Annotated in this window: 22 protein-coding genes and 1 tRNA gene; 22 read left to right on the top strand and 1 reads right to left on the bottom strand. The window is 37.5% G+C overall.

Annotation, left to right across the window (positions count from 1 at the left end; translation table 11 throughout):
- Positions 1-12: 12 nt before the first annotated feature.
- From U8521_RS06120 to U8521_RS06050, 15 genes are all read left to right on the top strand, one after another.
- Positions 13-612 carry a hypothetical protein gene (locus tag U8521_RS06120; protein ID WP_334352186.1) on the top strand — a complete coding sequence of 200 codons (600 nt, stop codon included), beginning with the start codon at positions 13-15 and terminating at the stop codon, positions 610-612.
- A 15-nt stretch (positions 613-627) separates the two neighbouring features.
- Positions 628-1,014, top strand: a complete 387-nt coding sequence (locus tag U8521_RS06115) for a hypothetical protein (protein WP_010019292.1) — start codon at positions 628-630, stop codon at positions 1,012-1,014.
- Between the two features lie 244 nt (positions 1,015-1,258).
- Positions 1,259-4,582, top strand: coding sequence for a phage tail tape measure protein (locus U8521_RS06110; RefSeq protein ID WP_334352185.1), 3,324 nt, complete (start codon positions 1,259-1,261; stop codon positions 4,580-4,582).
- Positions 4,583-5,272 carry a distal tail protein Dit gene (locus U8521_RS06105; RefSeq protein ID WP_334352184.1) on the top strand — a complete coding sequence of 230 codons (690 nt, stop codon included), beginning with the start codon at positions 4,583-4,585 and terminating at the stop codon, positions 5,270-5,272.
- On the top strand, positions 5,269-7,011 hold the full coding sequence (locus U8521_RS06100) for a phage tail spike protein (protein ID WP_334352183.1): 1,743 nt from the start codon (positions 5,269-5,271) through the stop codon (positions 7,009-7,011). The genes U8521_RS06105 and U8521_RS06100 overlap by 4 nt, the downstream gene beginning before the upstream one ends.
- A gap of 2 nt (positions 7,012-7,013) precedes the next feature.
- On the top strand, positions 7,014-7,181 hold the full coding sequence (locus U8521_RS06095; protein WP_334352182.1) for a hypothetical protein: 168 nt from the start codon (positions 7,014-7,016) through the stop codon (positions 7,179-7,181).
- Positions 7,153-7,428: a hypothetical protein gene (locus tag U8521_RS06090; RefSeq protein WP_334352181.1), complete on the top strand. Its 276-nt coding sequence runs from the start codon at positions 7,153-7,155 to the stop codon at positions 7,426-7,428. The genes U8521_RS06095 and U8521_RS06090 overlap by 29 nt, the downstream gene beginning before the upstream one ends.
- A complete protein-coding gene (locus U8521_RS06085) occupies positions 7,429-9,114 on the top strand; it encodes a phage head spike fiber domain-containing protein (RefSeq protein WP_334352180.1) in 1,686 nt (561 codons plus the stop codon).
- Between the two features lie 12 nt (positions 9,115-9,126).
- Positions 9,127-9,510 carry a hypothetical protein gene (locus U8521_RS06080; RefSeq protein WP_334352179.1) on the top strand — a complete coding sequence of 128 codons (384 nt, stop codon included), beginning with the start codon at positions 9,127-9,129 and terminating at the stop codon, positions 9,508-9,510.
- 33 nt (positions 9,511-9,543) lie between these two features.
- Positions 9,544-9,837 (top strand): hypothetical protein, encoded by a 294-nt coding sequence (locus U8521_RS06075; protein ID WP_334352178.1) that lies wholly within the window; start codon positions 9,544-9,546, stop codon positions 9,835-9,837.
- A complete protein-coding gene (locus U8521_RS06070; protein WP_334352177.1) occupies positions 9,838-10,131 on the top strand; it encodes a holin in 294 nt (97 codons plus the stop codon). It abuts the gene before it with no gap.
- The gene (locus U8521_RS06065) at positions 10,132-11,082 is read left to right on the top strand and encodes an N-acetylmuramoyl-L-alanine amidase (RefSeq protein ID WP_334352176.1); all 951 of its coding nucleotides are present in this window, start codon (positions 10,132-10,134) and stop codon (positions 11,080-11,082) included.
- Between the two features lie 524 nt (positions 11,083-11,606).
- A complete protein-coding gene (locus tag U8521_RS06060) occupies positions 11,607-11,789 on the top strand; it encodes a hypothetical protein (protein WP_334352175.1) in 183 nt (60 codons plus the stop codon).
- Between the two features lie 763 nt (positions 11,790-12,552).
- Positions 12,553-12,732 (top strand): PDDEXK family nuclease, encoded by a 180-nt coding sequence (locus tag U8521_RS06055; protein ID WP_085013068.1) that lies wholly within the window; start codon positions 12,553-12,555, stop codon positions 12,730-12,732.
- Entirely contained in the window at positions 12,725-13,909 is a 1,185-nt protein-coding gene (locus U8521_RS06050; protein WP_334352174.1) for a restriction endonuclease subunit S, read from the top strand. The genes U8521_RS06055 and U8521_RS06050 overlap by 8 nt, the downstream gene beginning before the upstream one ends.
- Before the next feature lie 394 nt (positions 13,910-14,303).
- On the opposite strand, the gene U8521_RS06045 is transcribed toward U8521_RS06050, so the two are convergent.
- Positions 14,304-14,375: transfer RNA gene (locus U8521_RS06045), tRNA-Arg, on the bottom strand.
- Between the two features lie 224 nt (positions 14,376-14,599).
- Here U8521_RS06045 and U8521_RS06040 point away from each other — a divergent pair.
- The 7 genes from U8521_RS06040 (at position 14,600) to U8521_RS06010 (ending at position 22,892) form a co-directional block, all read left to right on the top strand.
- Positions 14,600-15,646 (top strand): sugar-binding transcriptional regulator, encoded by a 1,047-nt coding sequence (locus U8521_RS06040; RefSeq protein WP_334333707.1) that lies wholly within the window; start codon positions 14,600-14,602, stop codon positions 15,644-15,646.
- Between the two features lie 34 nt (positions 15,647-15,680).
- The gene (gap, locus tag U8521_RS06035; RefSeq protein ID WP_334333706.1) at positions 15,681-16,709 is read left to right on the top strand and encodes a type I glyceraldehyde-3-phosphate dehydrogenase; all 1,029 of its coding nucleotides are present in this window, start codon (positions 15,681-15,683) and stop codon (positions 16,707-16,709) included.
- A 107-nt stretch (positions 16,710-16,816) separates the two neighbouring features.
- Positions 16,817-18,031 (top strand): phosphoglycerate kinase, encoded by a 1,215-nt coding sequence (locus U8521_RS06030; protein ID WP_334352173.1) that lies wholly within the window; start codon positions 16,817-16,819, stop codon positions 18,029-18,031.
- A gap of 26 nt (positions 18,032-18,057) precedes the next feature.
- Positions 18,058-18,810: a triose-phosphate isomerase gene (tpiA, locus tag U8521_RS06025; RefSeq protein WP_334333704.1), complete on the top strand. Its 753-nt coding sequence runs from the start codon at positions 18,058-18,060 to the stop codon at positions 18,808-18,810.
- A gap of 84 nt (positions 18,811-18,894) precedes the next feature.
- Positions 18,895-20,196, top strand: coding sequence for a phosphopyruvate hydratase (gene eno, locus U8521_RS06020; RefSeq protein ID WP_334333703.1), 1,302 nt, complete (start codon positions 18,895-18,897; stop codon positions 20,194-20,196).
- Positions 20,197-20,277: 81 nt separating this feature from the next.
- Positions 20,278-21,336: an oxidoreductase gene (locus tag U8521_RS06015; protein ID WP_334352172.1), complete on the top strand. Its 1,059-nt coding sequence runs from the start codon at positions 20,278-20,280 to the stop codon at positions 21,334-21,336.
- 14 nt (positions 21,337-21,350) lie between these two features.
- Positions 21,351-22,892: a ClC family H(+)/Cl(-) exchange transporter gene (locus tag U8521_RS06010; protein ID WP_334352171.1), complete on the top strand. Its 1,542-nt coding sequence runs from the start codon at positions 21,351-21,353 to the stop codon at positions 22,890-22,892.
- The last annotated feature ends 28 nt before the right edge of the window (positions 22,893-22,920 follow it).

Below are 22,920 nucleotides of genomic sequence, written 5' to 3'. Positions count from 1 at the left end.
GGAGAAATATATATGGCTGAAGAATTTACAACGTTTGACGAATACAAAGTTACAGATGCCGGTATTAAATGGTTTGAAAATGGTGCTTATGTCACTCCCTCAGTGAAGTTAGGGTGTACAGGAAAGCTTGAAATTGAAACTACATTAAAGACAGTAATTAAGAAATGTGAAGGCGATACAGTTCGTTCTGTGGATATTCCTACACAACTAAAATGTAAATTAACTGGACATATGCCAGTTGAAAACCTTAGAAAAGCTTGGGGACTTAATACAAAAGGCTTGAAGAAAGGTGTATTCGCTTATGGTACTGATTCACGTCAAGGTCGTGGAATTATGTCATTTGATGTATTAGACCTTGATGAGGAAATGACAATGCTTAGAGCATTTCCAAATATGCAATTCTCTGGTGGTATGAAATGGGAGCTTGAAAACGGTGGTGAAGAAATCGCTGAAGTCGAACAAGAATTCATTGCCATGAAAGATGTCAATAGCAAGTTCTTCTATGAAGCACTTAAGAGCGAAGTTGAACCTGATGTTGCTGATAAGTGGTTAACAGATTTCACACCAGAATTAGTCCAAGAAACTTCCACAGATGAAGGTACAGTTGAATAGTAGAGGAGTCTTAAGATGATTACACAAATTACTTTGAACGATGGCGAAACTGTCAAAGTTAAACCAAAAATCTCAGTCCACGCATTGAGAGAATTCCAATCAAAAGGTTTGCTTCCTAAATCATTACTGCAAGCATTTGTTGGTGCTGATAAGGAACCGGACAAGATGGAACCTTATCTTATCAATGCTGCTTGGCTTGCTTATGTGAATGGCAACCCTGGGACAACAATGACACAAGAACAATTTGAAGATAAGCTAGACCTTAACTTTGAATTGTTTGGCAAGATTCTTGTGGACATGATTGGTGATGTAGCCGAAAGCGATAATAAACTGGCAAGCAGTTTTAAACGTTCAACAAAAAAAGGAAGTCGCAAGGACAAGAGAAAAAGACACCAAAACTAGTAATAGAAAACGTAGAAGACCTATATAGCTTCTACGTTTTTTTTATAGGGTTAGATCCTGTCGTTGCGGAATACTGGAATATCGATAGTTTGACAAAACTAACAATTAATAAGATCGCAATTGAAAATTATTTGAATTCATAAAATAAAAAGGAGGTCATCTAAGGGCAAGTAAAGAGATTCAACTTGAATATAAAGTAATTAATCAGCAGTTCAAATCAGCTATTAAAGAAAATAGCAACGCTATGACTTCTTTAAACAAAGAATTCGCATTGCAAAAAGAACAGATGAGAAACACCTCATCCGAATCCGAGAAGTTAAATGCCAGTTTGACAAAGCTAAATAGTCAGTACGAGCTTGCAAAGAATAAGACACAGATTACAGCCGAAGCATTAGAAAATGTAAAGCGCGTGACTGGCGAGAATTCAGAAGAAACTCGTATTTGGACTAACAAGCTTTTAACTGCTGAGAAACAAGAAGAATCGCTAAAAAATCGTATTCAATCAACTAATGCCAAGTTGAAAGAAGCTAAAACAGCGGAAAGCGAAGCGGCTCAAGCATCTCAAAAAAGACAAGCCGCTTTAAAGTCACTGGCATCAGAACAGAAAACGCTTGAGTCCTCATCCAGGAATTTAACTAAGGAATACCAGTTAGAAGTTGCTCAGCTTGGCAATAACGCCAAAGCTAGTGATAAAGCAAGGCTGGCCAAGCAATATTATGCCAAACAAGAAAAGGCAACTGCTGAGCAGGTCAAGAACTTAGAGAAACAACTCTCTCTCGCTAAGAAGGAATACGGCGAGAATTCTCAAGAAGTTCAAGAGTTAAACGGGAAGTTGCTTGATGCTAAGAAAGCTAACCAGGAGTTTGCTAATTCCTATGCCGACTCAACTAACAAAATGAAGAACTTCGGTAATGCCATGACTAGTGCAGGCGACAAGTTGAAATCTGTCGGTCGTGGTATGACTGTCGGTGTCACTGCTCCAATTGTAGCCGGTGTTGCTGCATCAGTTAAAGCAGCTAGTGACTTCGATAGTGCATTCACTGGCGTTAAGAAGACAGTTGATGAGGTCAAGGATTCAAACGGCAAAGTCAAAGTTTCATACAAGGACTTAGAGAACGGCATTCGTAGCATGGCTAAGACTATTCCGGCTACCACTACCGAGATTTCACACGTAGCGGAAGCTGCTGGGCAATTAGGAATTAAGACACCTAACGTCTTAAGCTTTACCAAAACTATGATTGACATGGGACAAGCAACTAACATGTCATCAGAAGATGCCGCTACTGCATTAGCTAAGTTGGCTAATATCACGGGTATGCCACAAAAGAACTTTGATCGTTTAGGCTCATCGATTGTTAACTTAGGTAATAACATGGCTACCACAGAATCGGATATCGTGGACATGTCACTTCGTTTAGCTGGTACTGGTCATCAGGTTGGTTTGACTGAATCACAAATCACAGGTTTAGCAGCTGCTATGTCATCTGTAGGTATTCAAGCAGAGGCTGGTGGTGGTGCCATGTCACGTGTTATGCAAAAGATTAATACATCTGTTGCTAGTGGTGGCGATTCACTAGACAAGTTCGCCAAAGTTTCTGGCATGTCCTCATCCGAATTCAAGAAGCACTGGAAAGATGATGCCTCGGGTGCCATTGTCGAATTTGTTAAAGGACTTGGAAAAGCAAAAGCAAGTGGTAAAGATGTAACTTCCATGCTTAAGGATATGGGTATCAATTCCACGCAAGAAATTGATACTATGCTACGTCTTTCAGGTGCCGGAGATACATTATCAAAAGCACTTAAGATATCTGGTGATGGCTGGAAAGAGAACTCAGCTTTAACACAGGAAGCCGAAAAGAGATACTCAACTTTCAGCTCAAAACTAAAGATTGTTAAGAATAAAGTTACTGATTTAGGTATCGAGTTTGGTGGTCCACTGATGGACGCACTAAGCAATGTGCTTGATACTTTACAACCCGTATTTAAGGTTCTTGAAAACGTGGCGAAAGCATTCAGTAATGCAAGTCCTGAAACACAGAAATTTGTAGTGGCACTTACTGCAATTGCAGCAGCAATAGGTCCACTTTTGGTAACAATTGGTTCGGTTGTTAGTGCTATAGGTGCAATAACAAATGCGTTAAAAGGCGTAAAATTAGCAACAGCTTTAATGACTGGAGGCATAGGTGCGATAATCGCAATCATAGCTGTTCTTGTACTATATATAGTTACTCATTGGGATCAAATAAAAGCGAAAACTGAAGAGGTCTGGAATTCGATAGTTACCACATTAACGAATGTATGGAATTCGATAGTTCAAGGTGCATCTGCTATATTTTCTAGTTTAGGTGCATTCTTTAGTTCGATTTGGCAAAGTATTTCTACCACCGTTTCAAGCGTGTGGACGGGAATAGTCACATTCTTAACAACATTGTGGACGAATGTAGTCACTGTGGCATCAACGATTTGGGGAACTTTATCCAACGTATTTACTGTGATTTTTATGACTATCCAGTCTGTTATCCAAGGTGTGTGGACGTTTATAAGCTCTTGGCTCCAATGGACCTGGCAGGCGATTGTTGCGCTAACAGCTCCAATCTGGCAACCAATAGCCACATTCTTTAGTAACTTGTGGCAAACAATTTCCACAGTAGCTCAATCGGTATGGCAATCTATAAGCTCGTTCCTATCGGGTTTGTGGAACTCAATAGTTTCAGTTGCCAAATCCGTATTCACGGCTTTATCTAACTTCTTTACTTCGACTTGGAATGCCATTAAATCGGTTACAAGTTCGGTTTGGAATGCTATTAAATCAGTTATCACAAATGTTTGGAACGGAATTAAGTCAGTCGTAACTTCAGTTTTGAATGCAATTAAATCCGCTGTTACCGCCGGTTGGAACGCTGTGAAGTCAGTAACATCGAGCGTATTTAATGCCATCAAGTCAGTAACATCAAGCATATGGAATGGAATTAAATCAACAGTTTCAAATGTTGTAAATGCTGTTAAATCGGTAGTTTCGAACGCATGGAACAATGTGAAGTCGGTGACAACTTCGATTTGGAATGGTGTTAAGAACGCAATGATAAATCCGATTCAATCGGCTAAGTCCAAAATTTCGGGAATTGTTAATGCCATCAAGGGCTTCTTTTCCGGAATGCATTTAAGGATTCCTAAAATTAGTATGCCACCATTACCACACTTTTATTTAAAAGGTAAATTCAGTTTTAAACCACCGTCAGTACCGCATCTATCTGTAAAATGGAATGCTATTGGTGGAATCATGAAGGCACCAACCATTTTTGGGATGAATGGTGGTAACTTGCAAGGCGGTGGCGAAGCTGGTCCAGAGGCTATTTTGCCATTGAATTTCAAGAACTTGTCAGTGATTGGTAATCAGATTGCGCAAGCAACCGATGAGAAAGCCAAGCAATCAGTAGTTCAGAACATTCAAATGACTTTCAACAATACCGTTAGAAATGATAGCGACATTGATAAAATTTTCGAACGTGCTGACGACTGGATTGGTCAACGAGGTACTAAATCAAGCTTTGGAGTTAGGGGGTATTAAATGACACTACACATGGTAATTGATGGAGTTTACGATTCGGACATGCTGCTAGCTGTTGAAGACCGACCAGCTCTATCAAATCCAAATTATGAGTTTGAATCCGATTATGTAGACGGTAGAAACGGAAGTTTGAGCCGATTGAAATATATCAAGGATGTAACTCAAAAAGTAAAATTCAATATGTTGGAAGATTTCAACGTAAAAGAAAAGCTACGACATATAAAGTCGTGGCTTTTTAACTGCAAAAAAATAAGATTCGATGACGATATCGTTTATCGCAAAGTTAAGTATGTCGAGATTGGAGATATCGATAATGAAATCGCTGAGTATGGATCGTTCGAAGTGTCGTTCGTATGTGACCCATTCGAGTATCACGTGGGTAATGATGAGGTAACCATTGTCAAAGATGGAATCATTTTCAATCGTGGAACTATCTACTCCCTCCCGAAACTCGAAATTATGGGCAGCGGTGAGGGAGTCGTTACGATTAATGACCAAGCTATTGAACTGAACTTGACCGTAGAAAACGCCTATATAGACTCTGAAATTCAAGAAATTTATAAGGATAATACGAACTTAGGCTTGTCGATGGTTGGCGATTTTCCTCGATTAATGCCTGGTCAAAATGACATAAAAATTAGTGGCGACTTCGACACTGTGAAATTTAACGTAAGGGAGAGATATCTATGATCAGACTATTTCCCGAAGATGCCACAGAAGAGCAGTTCAAGACTAATGGTATTGCTGTCTTAGATAGTGGCATTAAAGACAATTCTGTAGAGTGGACTAAAAACGGCATGTACAGTTTTGACTTTGATTATTTTAGCGAAGAGAAATACAGCGGAATAATCAAAGGCGATATGATCGTGGTCGCTCCTACGCCATTAGGTGAGCAACCTTTTCGAATCCATAAAGTTACCGAACAAATCGGGTTCTTAAAAGTCGAGTGTTATCACTTATTTTATGATCTAGCATCTAATTTGATTGAAGATTCTAACTTCGTTAATTCAACTGGAACCGCATTAATGGACAGATTTAATGCGGCTTTTCAATATCCAACGAAATTTAGGTTTACATCCGACATTGATAAGGTTGCAAATTGCCGAATGGTCAGAATGAATCCAGTCCAAGCATTGCTCGATACATCTAAAGATAATACATTCCTAAATCGTTGGGGTGGTGTTATCTCACGCGATGGCTATGACGTGAAGATGCTCAAATCAATGGGTGAGGATAGAGGATTCAAAATTACTCACGGCAAAAATCTAACAGGCTACACATATCAAATTGACTGGGAGCCGATGGCAACTAGAATCATGCCGATTGGATTTGATGGCTTGATGTTGCCTGAGAAATATGTGGACAGTCCACTAATTGATAAGTACAAAAATATCAAAATCAAAACAGTTAACTATCAGGACGTCAAGGCTGAAAATTCTAACTCTCAATTTAATCAAGAGGGTGCCATCCCTGTCGATCAAGCTTATGAGAAACTAAGAAGTTTGGCCAAAGAAGAATACAGCAAGAACGAAGCTGATAAGCCTAGTATCAATATTAAAGTTCAATTTAAGAACTTGGGAGATACCAAGGAATACAGCCAGTTCAAGAAACTGGTTGATGTTAAACCGCTTGATATTGTCCATATTCAAGTGAGTGATTTTGATATTAAAGACAGCATTATTAGTTACAAATACGATGCCTTAGCCAGAGAATACACAGAAGTAGAATTAGGCACGATTGCTAGAACTGGTATCTCAGACAAGACCGTCAGTACCGAAAACAAAGTAACTAACGTTGAAACCAAAGTCGATGAAACCAACACAAACCTGAATGAAACGAACGTCAATTTAACCGAGACAAATAAAGATGTTTCTGATTTGAAAGCCAGCAATGAAGATACACAACAATTGATGGACGAATTGAAGAAGAATGTTAACGATACTAGGGATGACATGCTTGGATATATCAATGGCAGCGGTCGTGATGTAATAAGATTCCTTCCCGATAGAGAAAATCCAACAGATATCGTTGCTAGTGAAAACGGCGGTAACTACGGAATGCGTTGGAACTCTAAAGGCATCTATTATGATGGAAAAGGAACTGTGGCTATTGATAACCGTGGTAACGTCTATGCTGATAATTTTGTGGGTCAAAATATCACTGGAGTTCATATTCGTGGTGGAGAAATTAGCGGTGTAACTATTAGTGGTGATACAGATATATCAATGGGTTCTGGATCGAATAGAACATCCATTACAAGATACGGTATTTCGACAAATAATATGACGGTTCATCAAATTGATGGAATTAGAGCAATGAACATAGAGTCGGGATATCTAATGATTAATGGGGCTAAATTAACCGGTGATGGCTCTGGAAAACTGTACATGGGTGGACTAAGAATTTTAAATGAAAGTGACTTGAAATAATTATGGAAAATAAAGGAAATGCGAACGAAGTAATTAAAGATTTATCTGGTAAATTAGCTAATACACAGGTTGAGAATTCTATTCTTTTTATCGAAAATAAACATCTCAAAGAAGAAAATAAAGAATTGAAGGTGAAGTTGAATGGCAATGATTTACATAAAAACAAATAATTTGGGAGCGGTCACAGATTACTTAAAGTCTAATGATGGTTCAGAATATAGTTTCAAACTGTTTAATGATTTTAAGCCAGATGAATCGTTAATTAATGATGGTTATATTTATGTCCATTTGATTGATTCAGAATATCCATTGTTTGAGAAACTTCATGATTACTATACATATTTTGATGGTCAACTTCACAGACCTTATAATTTTGATAGAAAAATAATTGAAAATATATTGAATGGAGGTGATTAAATGAGTTTACAACCAATTGTTTTAGATACAGACAAGACAACCCCAATTTACGAGTTACCTTTGAAGATTCGTCAAGGCGACACAGGTGACGAGCTACAAGTAACACTTGGGAAATCATTCGAAAAGTACACCGATTTATCCAAAGTTGACGTTGAACTTATCGCCAAAACGCCCGACCAACGGCTGATTAAGCAAGCTGTGACTGATAAGTCGGGAAACACGTTCAAAGTTAAGTTTCCAGATGAAATGTACACAAATGTTGGTGTATTCAGAAACATGTATTTCAAAGTCGGAGACGATTCTACATCAAGCGTGAAGTTAGTCGTGCTACAAGGGATCGGATCAATAAAAGAAGCAGGAAGCTACATTGATGACTTTGAAACGCTGGTCAAGGAAGCCGAATCTTATGTTTTAGCCTTAAAAGACTTTGCCGATACTGGAAATGCGAAGATTGATGATAAGGTCGCAGAATTAACTGGCAAGATGCAGAGTTTTGTGGATCAGGCTCAAAAAGATTTAGATGCTGCTAAATCGGCGTGGAGTACATTCCAAAGCAATTCAGAAACAGCATTCACAACCGCTCAAGACAAACGAGCAAGTGATTTTAACAGCCAAAAAAGCGGCTTTGAAACTGATTTTAATAGCCAAAAAACAGACTTTGAAAATAGATTTAAAGCACTACTAAAGACTTTGCAAGGCGACTATGACGACTTCAAGAATTTAATCAATAAAGATGTTAAAGATTTCAATACATCTTTAGATAGTTTAGATAGCCAAGCAACAGACGTTAAAAATAAATATGATGCTTTGAAAACTCAACTAGATTTAGCTGCTCAAAATATTAGTGGTGTCAGGACTAACCTATATACCGATACTCGTGACTTTGATAATCCTAGTGTATGGGGCTGGAGCTGGTCGAATTGGCATAAAACTGGAGAAAAATTTAATGGGCTAACAGTCATGGCAACTGACCAAGATTGGGGGGGCTTGGCACAAACTATACAAGGTAAAAAAGGTGAGACTTATACCTTTTCAGTGTATGCCAGATACCAAAGTGGCACTGGTAATTCGGCTATATATTATAGAGGCACCGGCAATGATAATACCGATATTGAGAATACGTCTGTTTCTTTAAATGAAAATTGGCAAAGGGTCACAGGAACTGTGAACATAACTGCTGATGGTAAAATATCCCCAAATATTTCACGAACCACCAACAATAAAAATACCTTGCTCATTGCTGGTCCTAAACTTGAAAAAGGAACCACAGCAACTGATTGGTGCCCTAATCCAACAGAAATTGCGACTGATGGGAGTGTTCAAACTGCTATCAAAAACGCCTTAGACAAAGCCGACTATTCCACAAACACAGAGGTTGACAGCAAAATTGCCACTGGTGTTGGACAAGCAAAAACATACGCTGAACAAACTATTAAGGGCATTATCGGTGCTGCTCCCGCTACATTGGACACTATTGCGGAATTAGCCGACGCCGTGACTGAAAACAAAGACGGTGTTCAAGCTATCAATGACGGAATAACCAAAAAGGCCGACAAGACGGAAGTTACAGCACTTCAAAACACTGTTCAAACTATGATTACTTCAATCAGTCAAGCTGATTACGATAAGTTAGTTAGTGCCGGTACCGTTAATCCAAAAATTTTGTATGTAATTCCTGACGCTTAAGGAGGTATCTAAATGAGTTTAAAAATTGGAGGTAGTAACGTGGGTAAAATTATGTATGGTGGTCAAGAGTTTGGTGGCGCAACTAAATTGGAACCGGGTACGATTTTGCTTGTTTCTCAGAAAGGCGTAACTAGTTTGAAAAACGCGCATTTGTTAAGCACTACAAAGAATTGGTCAAACATTAATAGTATTAATATTGCTGCTCATTTTGAAGACATTTACAATGAAGAAAAGACCCTCCATATTCCTAGTGATGATTTTAAAAACTTAGATATAGAGAAAAAATATACCTTCTACGGCACGCTAACTATATCGAGATCAATTGTTGATGGAGAGTATAGGCTAAATATTTCGGGAATCTATTCAGGACTTCCACTTGTAATTATGGCTGCTTAAAATACGAAAAATTAGGGAGAGGAGGAGTGATAGATGCCACCAGTCCCAGTATTTATAAATAATTGGGTGGCGTGGATTGCTGCTATTACAGCTATTTCGGTAGCATTGTGGCAAATTGTTAAATTAGTTATTACAATTACAAAATTCACTCAAACTGTGAATGAATTAACAATTTCAGTTCAGGAATTGACTAAAAGCAGTTCACGCGACCACGATATAATGTTTAGAAAACTTAAAATACATGACAACATGCTACACGATCATGGACTACGGCTTCGTGACATTGAGCATGATGTAGAAGACATTAAAAATAAAGGAGATAACTAAATGGATATTTTACAAGGTTTGCAACTTATGAATGTCACAGAATTAACAATCATTATTTTAGTATGCTATCTATTAACCGCAGCAGCTAAGAAATCAAAATTAGATAACAAATACATGCCATTTATCAGCATGCTAGTCGGCTTGCTAGTTGGCTTACTAATTGCATTAGTATTTCATGATACGGAGTTAGGAAAAGCAGGACTAACAGGCTTTCTAGCTGGTGGATATACAGCAGGACTATTCACAGGAATTAAAGGAGTATTAGGCGGATATACTACGAAGGAGGATAAATAAATGAACATTGATAAGAGTTATTTAAGACAAGATACACCATTGGTGGGAGTTCCACCATTTGGGCAAGTCCATGCACATTCAACTGGAAACAATAAATCCATGGCTAAAGAAGATGCTGGATATATGTCGTGGAAAGACTTGCAATCTGGTTACTTCACTCACGTGGTTGGAAATGGGAAAATCTATCAAACCGCTGCTACTAACCGAGGTGCCTGGGACGTTGGCGGTGGTTGGAATTCGTGGGGATATGCTAGTGTCGAACTAATCGAATCACACAAGACCAAAGCTGAATTTATGACTGATTATAAATTATATGTCAATTTATTGCGTGAACTAGCTGTTGAAGCTGGAATTCCATTAACGTTAGACACTTCCAAATATGGTATCGTTACACATCAATACTGCACAAACAACCAGCCAAATAATCAAAGTGATCATGTTGACCCTTATCCATATTTGGCTAAATGGGGAATCAGTAGAGCACAATTTAAAGCTGATGTTAAGAACGGTATTAATACCGTAGAAAAGCCAAAATCCACAGTTAATAATGTGGTTCAAGTACTAGATAGTAAAGCGTTTAAGACGTTCACTACATATAATAAGAATGGACAAGCTAATGAAGGTTCATGGATTACACCAAGTTCAAAATGGGTATCTAATTCAATCCAAGTTATTGACAGCAAACCTTATTTTGTGATTGGAAGTAACATCTATCTACCACAGTCATCCACGACCTTTAAAGACAAATTAGTTATTAATGGAGATCAAGCTGAATCTGTCGATGGTAAGGGCGCTGCCATTTCTGGCAGTAACAAGAAATTCAAAGCCGGTAGTGAATGGAAGACGACTGATAAGTTAGTTAACATCCCTGGAATTGGTTACTGTTACAAAGTGGCTACAGACGAATATGTTCCTATTAAATATGCGCAAGGTTCAGGATTTAAAGGATAATTTCGTTGAACACTTATTTTAATAAAAATTGATAATGCAGATAGAATTAGCTCTCACTCATTTTGAGTGGGGGCTTTTTTTATTTTCTCAATTAACCTAAATATTATAGAAAGCTAGTCGTATCAAGGGTTGTGTTTATTCTAAATTAAATAAATAATAGTTGACATTACACTACGTGTAGTGTATTATAATAAGTGTAGTAAAGAGGAGGTGGAAAAAGAAATTGAGCAAAATAAAAAAGCCAAAAACGATTAGCATAACCTTCAAAATTAACCTAATCATTTTGACTTTAGAAATTACCATTGAATGGTAATGGAAAACCAAGGAGGGAAGCCTCCCTCTTTGGTGCACTTAAAATATACTATATTTGCTCAATTAAATCCAATATGACAAAAACATTATTAAAAACAAAACATGTAAACATAAAGGTAATAAAAACGAAGCCTACTTTAAAAGTTATTATAGTTTGGTTAATAGTTATATCTTTTATCGTGTGGTTAATAGTTAAGTAAGGGAGATGCGAAATGGTAGAAAAATTATCAGAAGCTCGTATTAAGGCAAATAAAAAATGGGACGAAAAAAATCGAGAACGTACGAGCTATTTACGCTCACGATCTAGTGCCAAAAGTTTCATTAAAAACAAGGCTACAAAAGAAGATATTGATATGCTAAAAGAAGTAATAAAAAAAAGATTAGAAGAATTGTAAGCTTTTTATTGTTATTTTGTAAAATAAGAATAACTCTTGCAATTTGAATGGGATCTATTTTTCGTGCTATAATGCAAAAGGAGAGTAATGATTGGTCAGCTTGCTGACATCACAACTCTCCTAGAAGGTTTTTCTGTTTACATTAGACCAAAGAAATGCAATAATTCAACAGTTCCAATGGTTAAATAACAAACAGCTATAATTACTTCGAACATTAGTGCTTTACCTCCTAAATCATTGATTTGGAGGTTGGAGGATTGGTTAGATCATAACCTCCAACTAATATTTAACCATTAAATCTATCGGTTTACAATTTGTATAATGTGTATTATATTATATATGAACATTAGTGTTATATCCTCTATTGATTTGGTTAATCAATAGTGTTGTCTCTATCTGTTGGTTACAGATAGGTTGCTCGTATCGTCTGTCCTTTTCTCTCCTAGTTTTTGCCGTTGGCTGGGAAAGGGACTTTTTTTTTTACAATTATACAGATAATAAAATAAAAAGTATTTTAAATATAGTAATTAAAGAATATAGATATGAAAGGAGCCTTCACATTCATTTGTGAGGACTTTTTTATTTGTCTAAAAATAATTAAAAAAATAATATATAATAGAACTTGTAAATAAATAAAGAAATAAAAGAAAATCATAACAATGTCAGAAAAACTAACTGTTTGCTGTCAATAAAATAAATCCAACAAGAGTTGGTGGCGTTTTGGTAAATAGTTACAACTAAAAAAGAAAAGAAGACTAGTTAAATGGCGGAAGATAAATTTGAACAAGCTGTAATTGACAAGCTAAAGAGTGAAGGTTGGGAATATCTAACAGATTATTCTGGTGTAACAGTTGATCGGTTATATGATCACTGGCGAGATATTCTGAATGCCAACAATCGTAAACGACTAGAAGATACTCCGTTGGGGGGCAATCATGAGTAATAAAGTGCCTCAAATTCGCTTTAATGGTTATAGTGATGCTTGGGTACAGCAATCCTTTTTTGAAATTGTTGCGAGAATTAGTAAATCGTCTAATTCAAAAAATCTACCTAAATTAGAATATGAAGATATTAATTCTGGATATGGTACATTAAATAAAGATATAAGTGAAAAGTTTGATAATAGGAAAGGTATTGTATTTGAAAAAAATGATATTTTGTTTGGCAAATTGCGTCCTTATTTAAAAAACTGGTTTTTTTCAAATTTTAAAGGTATTGCTCTTGGAGACTTTTGGGTTCTGCGTTCAAAAAAAGACCCCCCTTTTTTCATATATTACTTAATACAATCTCCAAGCTTTCAAAAAATTGCTAATGATACTTCTGGAACAAAAATGCCTAGATCAGATTGGAAACGTGTTTCAAAAGCTGTTTTTTTCATTCCAAATATTAACGAACAAGTTAAAATTGGTAAAATATTATCTTTAGTAGATAACCTTATTACTCTACAACAACGGCAGTTGGACCTTTATACTAAGTTAAAAAAAGGATTATTACAGAAACTATTCCCTAAAGATGGGGCAAAAGTTCCTGAATTGCGATTCGCGGGGTTTGCTGACGATTGGGAAGAGCGTAAGTTGGGAGAATTATCTAATATTGTGGGTGGTGGAACACCAAGTACATCGAACTCTGAATACTGGGACGGTGATATTGACTGGTATGCTCCAGCTGAAATTGGAGAACAAAGGTATGTTAGTAAAAGTAAAAAGACTATTACTGAACTAGGTCTAAAGAAGAGCTCAGCTAGAATTTTACCAGTAGGAACTGTCTTATTTACTTCTCGTGCTGGTATCGGAAACACTGCTATATTAGGCAAAGAAGCTACAACTAACCAAGGGTTTCAATCAATTGTTCCTAATCCAAATAAACTTGATAGTTATTTTATTTATTCAAGAACTAATGAACTTAAGCGATATGGTGAAGTCACCGGTGCAGGATCTACTTTTGTTGAGGTTTCAGGTAAGCAAATGTCGAAAATGTCGATTATGGTACCTGAACTTTCAGAACAAAAAAAAATAGGTTCATTCTTCGAACAACTGGATAATACTATCGCTCTTCATCAACGTAAGTTAGATTTGTTGAAAGAACAAAAAAAAGGCTTTTTACAAAATATGTTTGTATAGGGACTATAAATATCAAATCGCCCCTCGAAAACATTGAAAGAATAACCCCTAATATCTATAAAAGTGCTGAGGAAAGGCACAATCCTATTTTATTTATTATCAGAGCAATTAGTCCACACTCATATTGAGTGAGGGCTTTTTTTATTTTGTCTAAAAATAAATAAAAAAATCATTGCATGGTAGATTGCAAATTTAATTCAATTATTTTTATACAAAAAAATCGCTAGTCATTTGACTGGCGATAATCAATTTTGCTCCCACTGTATTTTTTTTCGTGACTCATCCGTGACTCACTTTTTTAAAAGCTTATCGAAAGTCATCAAAGTTTTGTCTGTTAAAAAGCTATATATAATAGTAAATTCGGGACTATGTGAAATATATCGATGCTAAATTATGCGCCACGTGGGAGTCGAACCCACATCCCAGGAACCGGAATCCTGTGTGCTATCCATTACACTAGCAGCGCAAGCACAATATAATTCTATCGCACTTTGATATAAAAAGTAAATCAGTAAAAAAAATAATATAAGTTTCATTATTTGTTGCATATTACTTGAAATATTCACAAGAGAGTTTATACTAGTATTTGTGCTTAGGAGATGAGTTAAATCATCACAGGCTTTTATTTTTTGAGTACATGGGTCGTAAACAGACATACAGGGACGATATTTGTCCTACGGAGTATATCAAATGACTAATAATGAAGATTTAGAATTGCTAGATTTAGTTGCCCCAGACTTCATTAAGACTCTGGAAAAGCGATTTAAAATACTTCAGAGTATCTCATTAATGGAGCCTGTTGGGCGCAGAGTGTTAGCTGATGATCTTAATATTACTGAACGTGGATTAAGAACTGAAACTGACTTGTTGAGAAAGCAAGGTTTGATTATCTCTTCGAAATCTGGGATGTCTTTGACAAAAACAGGTAGCGATGTAGTGGTCAGATTGACAGACGTCTTAGCCGATTACCAAGGAACTGCTTTATTGGAAAAACAATTGAGCAAGCGTCTTGGAATTAGTCGGTGTATCGTGTTGCCTGGTAACGCTGATAAGCAATATCGGGTGATTGATTCGTTTGGCAGAAGACTTAATCAACTTTTAGGAACGCTGTTGCCGACAGGACAATCGATGATTTCTGTAACTGGAGGAAGTACTTTAGCTCAAGTTGCTCGAAATCTTTCACCTGATTTGTCGAAAAATCGTCAATTAGTTTTCTTGCCGGCACGTGGTGGTGTAGGTGAGTCGGTGACGATTCAAGCAAACAGTGTTTGTGCAGAGATGGCTTTAAGAACGCAGAGCCAGTACCGGGCAATGTACCTTCCAGAAGACATTTCTGAAAAAAGTTTTGAATCTTTGCAAAAAGAGACTTCAATTAAGTCGGTTCTTGATTTAATATATAGGAGTAATGTTGTTATTCACAGCATTGGCACCGCAAGTGTTATGGCTGAAAGAAGAAATCTTTCGCAAAAAGAGCAAGAATTGATCGACAGTGGTCGAGCAGTTTCAGAAGCTTTTGGAGATTTCTTTGATAAAAGTGGTAATCTTGTATATAAGGTACCTAGGATTGGACTTCATGTCCGGGACCTTGATAAAATAGAATATGTGATTGCGATTGCTGGTGGAGAAAGCAAAGCTAATGCTATTCAATCATATATGAACAACGCACCTCATCATACAATCTTAATTACAGATGAGGCTGCCTCAAAACTGATTTTAAGGGATAACCCTTTAAAATAATATTTTTTTGATTTCCTGAAGGAGGAATTTTTGTATGACTACAAAAGTTGGTATTAATGGATTTGGCCGTATCGGTCGTTTGGCATTCCGCCGTATCGCTGCACTTCAAGCAGCTGGCAAGACAGATTTGGAAGTTGTTGCAATTAACGATTTAACTTCACCTGCTATGCTTGCTCACCTATTGAAGTATGATACAGCTCATGGTAACTTCGAAATCGACAAGATTTCAGCTGCTGACAATGCTATCGTTGTTGACGGTAAGACAATTCCTGTATATGCTGAAATGAACGCTGCAGACCTTAAATGGGTTGCAAACGACGGTGTTGACATCGTTCTTGAATGTACTGGTTTCTACACATCAGCAGACAAGGCACAAGCTCACTTGGATGCCGGTGCAAAACGTGTATTGATCTCAGCTCCATCAGGTGACATGCCTACAGTTGTTTATGGTGTTAACGATGACATCCTAACAAACGACGTTAAGATTGCTTCAGCTGGTTCATGTACAACAAACTGTCTTGCACCTCTAGCAAATGCCGTAAACAAAGAATTCGGTATCAAAGCTGGTACAATGACAACAATCCATGCTTACACAGCTACACAAAAACTTCAAGATGGTCCAGAACGTAAAGGTAATGTTCGTGCTGCACGTGCTGCTGCTGCAAACATCATCCCTCACTCAACTGGTGCTGCTAAGGCCCTAGGTCTAGTTGTTCCTGACTTGAAAGGTAAGCTTGATGGACATGCACAACGTGTACCTGTAATCACAGGTTCAGTTACAGAATTAGTTGCAACTCTTGACAAAGAAGTTACAGTTGACGAAGTAAACGACGCAATCAAGAAGTATACTGACAACAACCCTTCATTCGGTTACAATGATGACCAAATCGTATCATCAGATGTTATCGGTACATCATTTGGTTCAATCTTTGACCCAACACAAACACAAATTGTTGGTTCAGGTGATAGCCAAGTTGTAAAGACTGTTGCATGGTATGATAACGAATCAGGATTCACTGCACAAATGGTTCGTACACTTGAAAAGTTTGCTACATTAGACTAATTCATTAATCTAAATAGTAATCACAAAAACCTAATTTAGTGTTTTAAATTGGCGGAGGGAGGATAACTCCTTCCGCTTTTTTTTAAGAAAATATTGGAGGATTTATAATGGCAAAACTTATTGTTTCTGACGTTGATGTAAAAGACAAAAAAGTCTTAATGCGTGTTGATTTCAACGTTCCTATCAAAGATGGTGTTGTCGGCGATACAAACCGTATCGTTGGTGCTATCCCAACAATCAAATATGTTTCAGAACATGGTGGAAAGGTTATCTTACTATCTCACTTGGGTCGTATCAAGAGTGACGAAGATAAGAAAGCTTTATCATTGAAGCCAGTTGCTGCTAAACTTCAAGAACTAAGTGGTTTGCCAGTTAAGTTCGTGCCAGTTAACGAAGGTAAAGAACTTGAAGATGCTATCAACGAATTAAACGATGGCGACATTCTACTTATGGAAAATACACGTTTCCAAGATATCGATAACGATTTCGGTAAACGTGAAAGCAAGAACGATCCTAAACTTGGCGAATACTGGGCATCACTTGGTGACGTATTTATCAACGATGCTTTCGGTACAGCCCACAGAAAACATGCTTCAAACGTTGGTATTTCAACAGCTATGAAAGCTGTTGGCAAACCCGTTGCTGCTGGTTTCTTAATGGAAAAGGAAATCAAGTTCTTAGGTAATGCCGTTGACAATCCTGTACACCCATTCGTAACAATCCTTGGTGGTGCTAAGGTTTCAGATAAGATCGGTGTTATTGAAAACTTAATTCCAAAATCAGACCACATCTTAATCGGTGGTGGTATGGCTTATACATTCTTAGCTGCTCAAGGCCACAAGATTGGTAAGTCACTATTCGAAGCTGACAAAGTTGAACTAGCTAAAGACCTCCTTCAAAAAGCTGGCGACAAGATCGTGCTTCCTGTAGACCACATCGTAGCTAAAGAATTCTCAAATGATGCTGAAGCTACAACAACTGATGGTGTTGATATTCCTGATGACGAAATGGCTCTTGATATCGGACCTAAGACAGTTAAATTGTTCCAAGATACTCTAAAGGGTGCAAAGACTGTTGTATGGAATGGACCAATGGGTGCATTTGAAATGAGCAAGTTTGCTGAAGGTACTCTTGAAGTTGGACGTGCTATGGGTAACTTGACAGATGCTATTACTATCGTTGGTGGTGGTGATTCAACTGCTGCTGCTAAGAGTCTTGGTATTGCTGACAAGCTTACACACATCTCAACTGGTGGTGGTGCATCACTAGAATACCTTGAAGGTAAAGTATTACCAGGTATTGACTCAATTTCAGATAAATAATTATTTTTCACGAGGAGAATTAATTTATGCGTACACCTATTATTGCGGGTAACTGGAAGATGAACAAAAATCCTAAGGAAACCCAAGAATTTTTAGACGGTATCAAAGGTAAGTTGCCAGAATCTGGCGTAGAAACAATCATTGGTGCTCCTGCTATTGACCTAACAACACTTATTGCTGGTGCAAAAGGCACACCACTAAAGACTGCTGCTGAAAACTCATACTTTGAAGATGCCGGTGCCTTTACTGGTGAAACATCACCTAAGGCTCTTGACGAAATGGGCGTTGATTATGTAATCATCGGTCACTCAGAAAGAAGACAATACTTCAAGGAAACTGATGAAGACATCAACAAGAAAGCTCACGCTATCTTGAAGAACAACATGTTGCCAATCATTTGCTGTGGTGAAACTCTTGAACAACGTGAAGCTGGCAAGGCTGAAGACTGGGTAACTGGTCAAATCGAAAACGCTGTTAAAGGTATCTCAGCTGCTGATTTAGCTAAATCAGTTATCGCTTATGAACCAATCTGGGCTATCGGTACTGGTAAGACTGCTACTGCTGATCAAGCACAAGAAATGGTTCACGTAATCCGTGAAAAGATTGCTAGCTTGTATGATAACGACACAGCTGACAAAGTACGTATTCTTTACGGTGGTTCTGTAAAACCTGCTAACGTTAAAGAATTAATGGCTAAAGAAGATATTGATGGTGGATTAGTTGGTGGAGCATCAATGGATCCAGAATCATACATCGCTTTGGCTAACTTCAATAAATAATTTACTTCTATTAAGTTATTTATTTTAAGCCGTAAAAAGGTTAAAATTAGGTTGTATTAAAATCATAAAGGAGATTTTTAAAATATGTCTGTAATTACTGATATTTTAGGCCGTGAAGTTCTTGATTCACGTGGTAACCCAACTGTTGAAGTTGAACTATATACTGAACTAGGTGGCTTTGGCCGCGCACTTGTTCCATCAGGTGCTTCAACTGGTGAACACGAAGCTGTTGAATTACGTGATGGCGACAAATCACGTTTTGGTGGCAAGGGTGTTCTTAAAGCCGTTGCTAACGTAAACGACAAGATTGCTAAAAAGGTTATTGGTATGGACGTTACTGACCAACGTGCCATTGACCAAGCAATGATCAACTTAGATGGTACACCAAACAAGGGTAACCTTGGTGCTAACGCTATCTTGGGTGTTTCACTTGCTGCTGCTCGTGCTGCTGCTGACGAATTAGGTCTTCCATTGTACGAATACCTTGGTGGTCCTAATGCTCACTTGCTTCCAACACCTATGATGAACGTTATCAATGGTGGTAAGCATGCTGATAACAACGTTGACTTCCAGGAATTCATGATCTTGCCTGTTGGTGCAAAATCAATGCGTGAAGCCGTACGTATGGGTTCAGAAACATTCCACTCACTAAAAGCTGTTCTTGAAAGCCGTGGCTTGAACACAGCTGTTGGTGACGAAGGTGGTTTCGCTCCTGACCTTGAAAACAACGAAGCTCCTTTCAAGATTTTGGTTGAAGCTATTGAAAAAGCAGGTTACAAGCCTGGTGAAGATGTTGCTATTGGTTTTGACTGTGCATCATCAGAATTCTACGACCCAGAAACAAAGAAATACAACCTTAAGGGTGAAGGCGAAAACGGTGCTAGCCTAACAACTGACGAATTCATCGATCTTCTTGATGGAATCGTTGAAAAGTACCCAGTTATTACAATCGAAGATCCTATCGATGAAAATGAATGGGAAGACTGGCAAAAAGTTACTGCTAAACTTGGTAAGAAAGTACAACTTGTTGGTGATGACTTGTTCGTTACAAACACAGACTACTTGAAGAAGGGTATTGAAATGGGAGTTTCAAACTCAATCCTTATCAAGCTTAACCAAATCGGTACACTTACAGAAACATTCGAAGCTATCGAAATGGCTAAGGAAGCAGGCTTCACAGCCGTTGTTTCTCACCGTTCAGGTGAAACAGAAGATACAACAATTGCTGACCTTGTTGTTGCTACAAACGCAGGTCAAATCAAGACTGGTTCAATGAGCCGTACAGACCGTATTGCTAAATATAACCAATTGATGAGAATTGAAGATCAACTTGGTGACCAAGCTGAATTCAAAGGTATCAAGAGTTTCTATAACTTGAACAAATAATTACGTTAAGTAATCAATAAAGACAGCCCTCGGGCTGTTTTTTTTGTACAATAGAATTATCAATGATGAAGGAGAAGATTTATGACATTAAAAATAGCATTTATCGGTTTTGGTAAGTCAGCTAATCGTTACCACCTGCCTTATTTAAATATTCGTGATAATTTTGAATTGAAAACTGTTTATACTCGTCATCCAGCTAATGAAAAATTAGCGGCACCTTACAAAAAACAAGGGGTCAAATTCACTAATGATTTGGATGACGTTTTAAATGATTCAGAGATCGACTTAGTAACTATCTGTACACCAGCGTCGACTCACTATGAATTGGCTAAACAAGTAATTGAAGCTAAGAAATCAGTTATCGTTGAAAAACCATTCGTGGATACGCTGGAACATGCCAAAGAATTGATACAATTAGGTAAAGATAATCATGTTTTAGTGATGCCTTATCAAAATCGTCGTTTTGACGGAGATTATTTAGCAGCTAAACAAGTAATTGAGCAAGGATTTTTAGGTGATATAGTTGAAGTCGAATCACACATTGACTATTTCCGTCCTAATTCAGTTAATGGTAAGGGAACTAAAGAACAAGGTGAGTTCTACGGTTTGGGAATCCATCTAATGGATCGTATGGTTGCTTTGTTCGGTCGTCCTGATAAAGTTGCTTATGATATTAGAAATACTGAAGTTAGTGATGCTGTGGATAATTATTTTGATGTTGACCTTCATTATGGAACAAAAATGAAAGTTAAGGTCAAAGTAAGTACTGATGTTGCCAAAGAGTATCCAAGATTTATCATTCATGGTATGAAAGGCTCGTTCATCAAATATGGAGCTGATCAACAAGAAAATGATCTAAAAGCTGGAATCATGCCTGGAACTCCTGGTTTTGGTGAAGATAGTCCAATGTATTACGGACTTGCCAAATACCAAAATGCTAATGGGGACTGGATTGAAAAACAAATCAAGACACCACTTGGGGATTATGGTTTGTATTATGATTCAGTTTATCAAACACTCGTGAATGGCCAAGAAAAATTGGTTAGCGATGAACAAATTTTGACAGATATGGAATTACTAGAAGCTGGATTTTACAAGCCATCTCCTTCAATTTATGATGTGCCAAAATTAAATCTTTAATGTAGGGGATATTTATGAAAGTAGCAATTACTGATAATGAAAAGCTGAGACTGACTTTAGAAGGTGTTCTAGTCGGGATTATTTCAGGAATTGTCGTTAGTTTGTTTAGATGGTCGATTGCCCATTTGTTAACAATTTTTCAAGGGTTATATGTTGCAGCAAGAACAAATATCGGTTTATTGGTGGGACTTCTTGTAGCAATGATTATCGTGGCAGTTTTTGTTGGTTATTTATTAAAAAAGGAACCAAATATTTCTGGTTCTGGTATTCCGCAAGTTGAAGCACAATTAGGTGGCGAAATGCACTTGAATTGGTGGTCAATTCTGTGGAAGAAATTTGTCGGTGGGATTCTTAGTATCGGGCCAGGACTATTCTTAGGTCGTGAAGGTCCTTCGATTCAATTAGGTTCAGCAATCGGTCAAGGTGTCGGTGATTTGACTCATGATGATAAAGGTGTTAATCAGCGGGTGCTGATTGCTAGTGGAGCTGCAGCTGGATTATCGGCCGCTTTTAGTGCACCAATCGCTGGAGCAATGTTCGTTTTGGAAGAAGTCTATCATAACTTCTCACCACTTGTCTGGGTCACTTCACTGGCAAGTGCCGTTAGTGCTAATGTAGTGGCACTCTATGTTTTTGGGTTGAAACCAGTTTTACAAGTTCCTTATCAATTTAGTTTGCCAATCAAGTATTATTGGCATTTAATTGTTTTAGGAATCGTTTTGGGGCTAATGGGACGTTTGTATCAAATAGTTTTGTTGTCAATGCCTTCCTTGTATAGTAAAACGCGTTTGCCTAGATATATTCATGGCTTGATACCTTTAATTTTGATTGTGCCATTAGGTATGTGGTTGCCACAATTTATTGGTGGTGGTAATAGTATTATCATTAATTTAAATAAATATGGTGCTGGCTTAATATTTTTACTTGGCTTATTAGCTTTTAGATTTATTTACTCGATGATTTCCTATGGTTCAGGTTTACCTGGTGGAATTTTCCTACCGATTTTGAACTTAGGAGCAATCATTGGTGCTATTTATGCCGTGTTCATGAATCAGATAGGATTATTGCCGATTGCCTTTGAAAGTAATTTGATTATTTTTGCGATGGCGGGTTACTTCGCTTGTATCGGTAAGGCACCTTTTACAGCTATTATTTTAGTTACCGAGATGGTTGGTTCTTTGAAACATCTGATGCCTTTAGCTGTCTTGTCACTGGTGGCTTATATTGTAGTTGATTTGTTGAATGGAGCTCCAATTTACGAATCATTAAAAGAACGTTTAAATCTGAACTCAGCATATTTGAATCGTGTCAGCAAGTTTACTGATCGATTAGAAGTGCCAATTTATGAAGGTAGTTCGATTGATGGAAAATACATTCGTGATATTCCATTTCCTAATGATATTTTAGTTGTCGGAATTTATCGTGGTGAGAATCAAATCATCCCGAAAGGCGACACATTGATCAAGGCTGGAGACCGCATTGTCTTTATGGTTAATGCTGGTCAGAGAGCAAAAATTTCTCGAAAGTTGAAGGATCTGATTAACGGAATTAACTAGAAATTTGACTAGTTTTGTGTTATTGTTT

Origin of the sequence: Companilactobacillus miaonis (assembly GCF_036913615.1) — a bacterium.
GTDB lineage: Bacteria > Bacillota > Bacilli > Lactobacillales > Lactobacillaceae > Companilactobacillus.
This window is presented reverse-complemented; position numbering and strand designations above follow the sequence as displayed.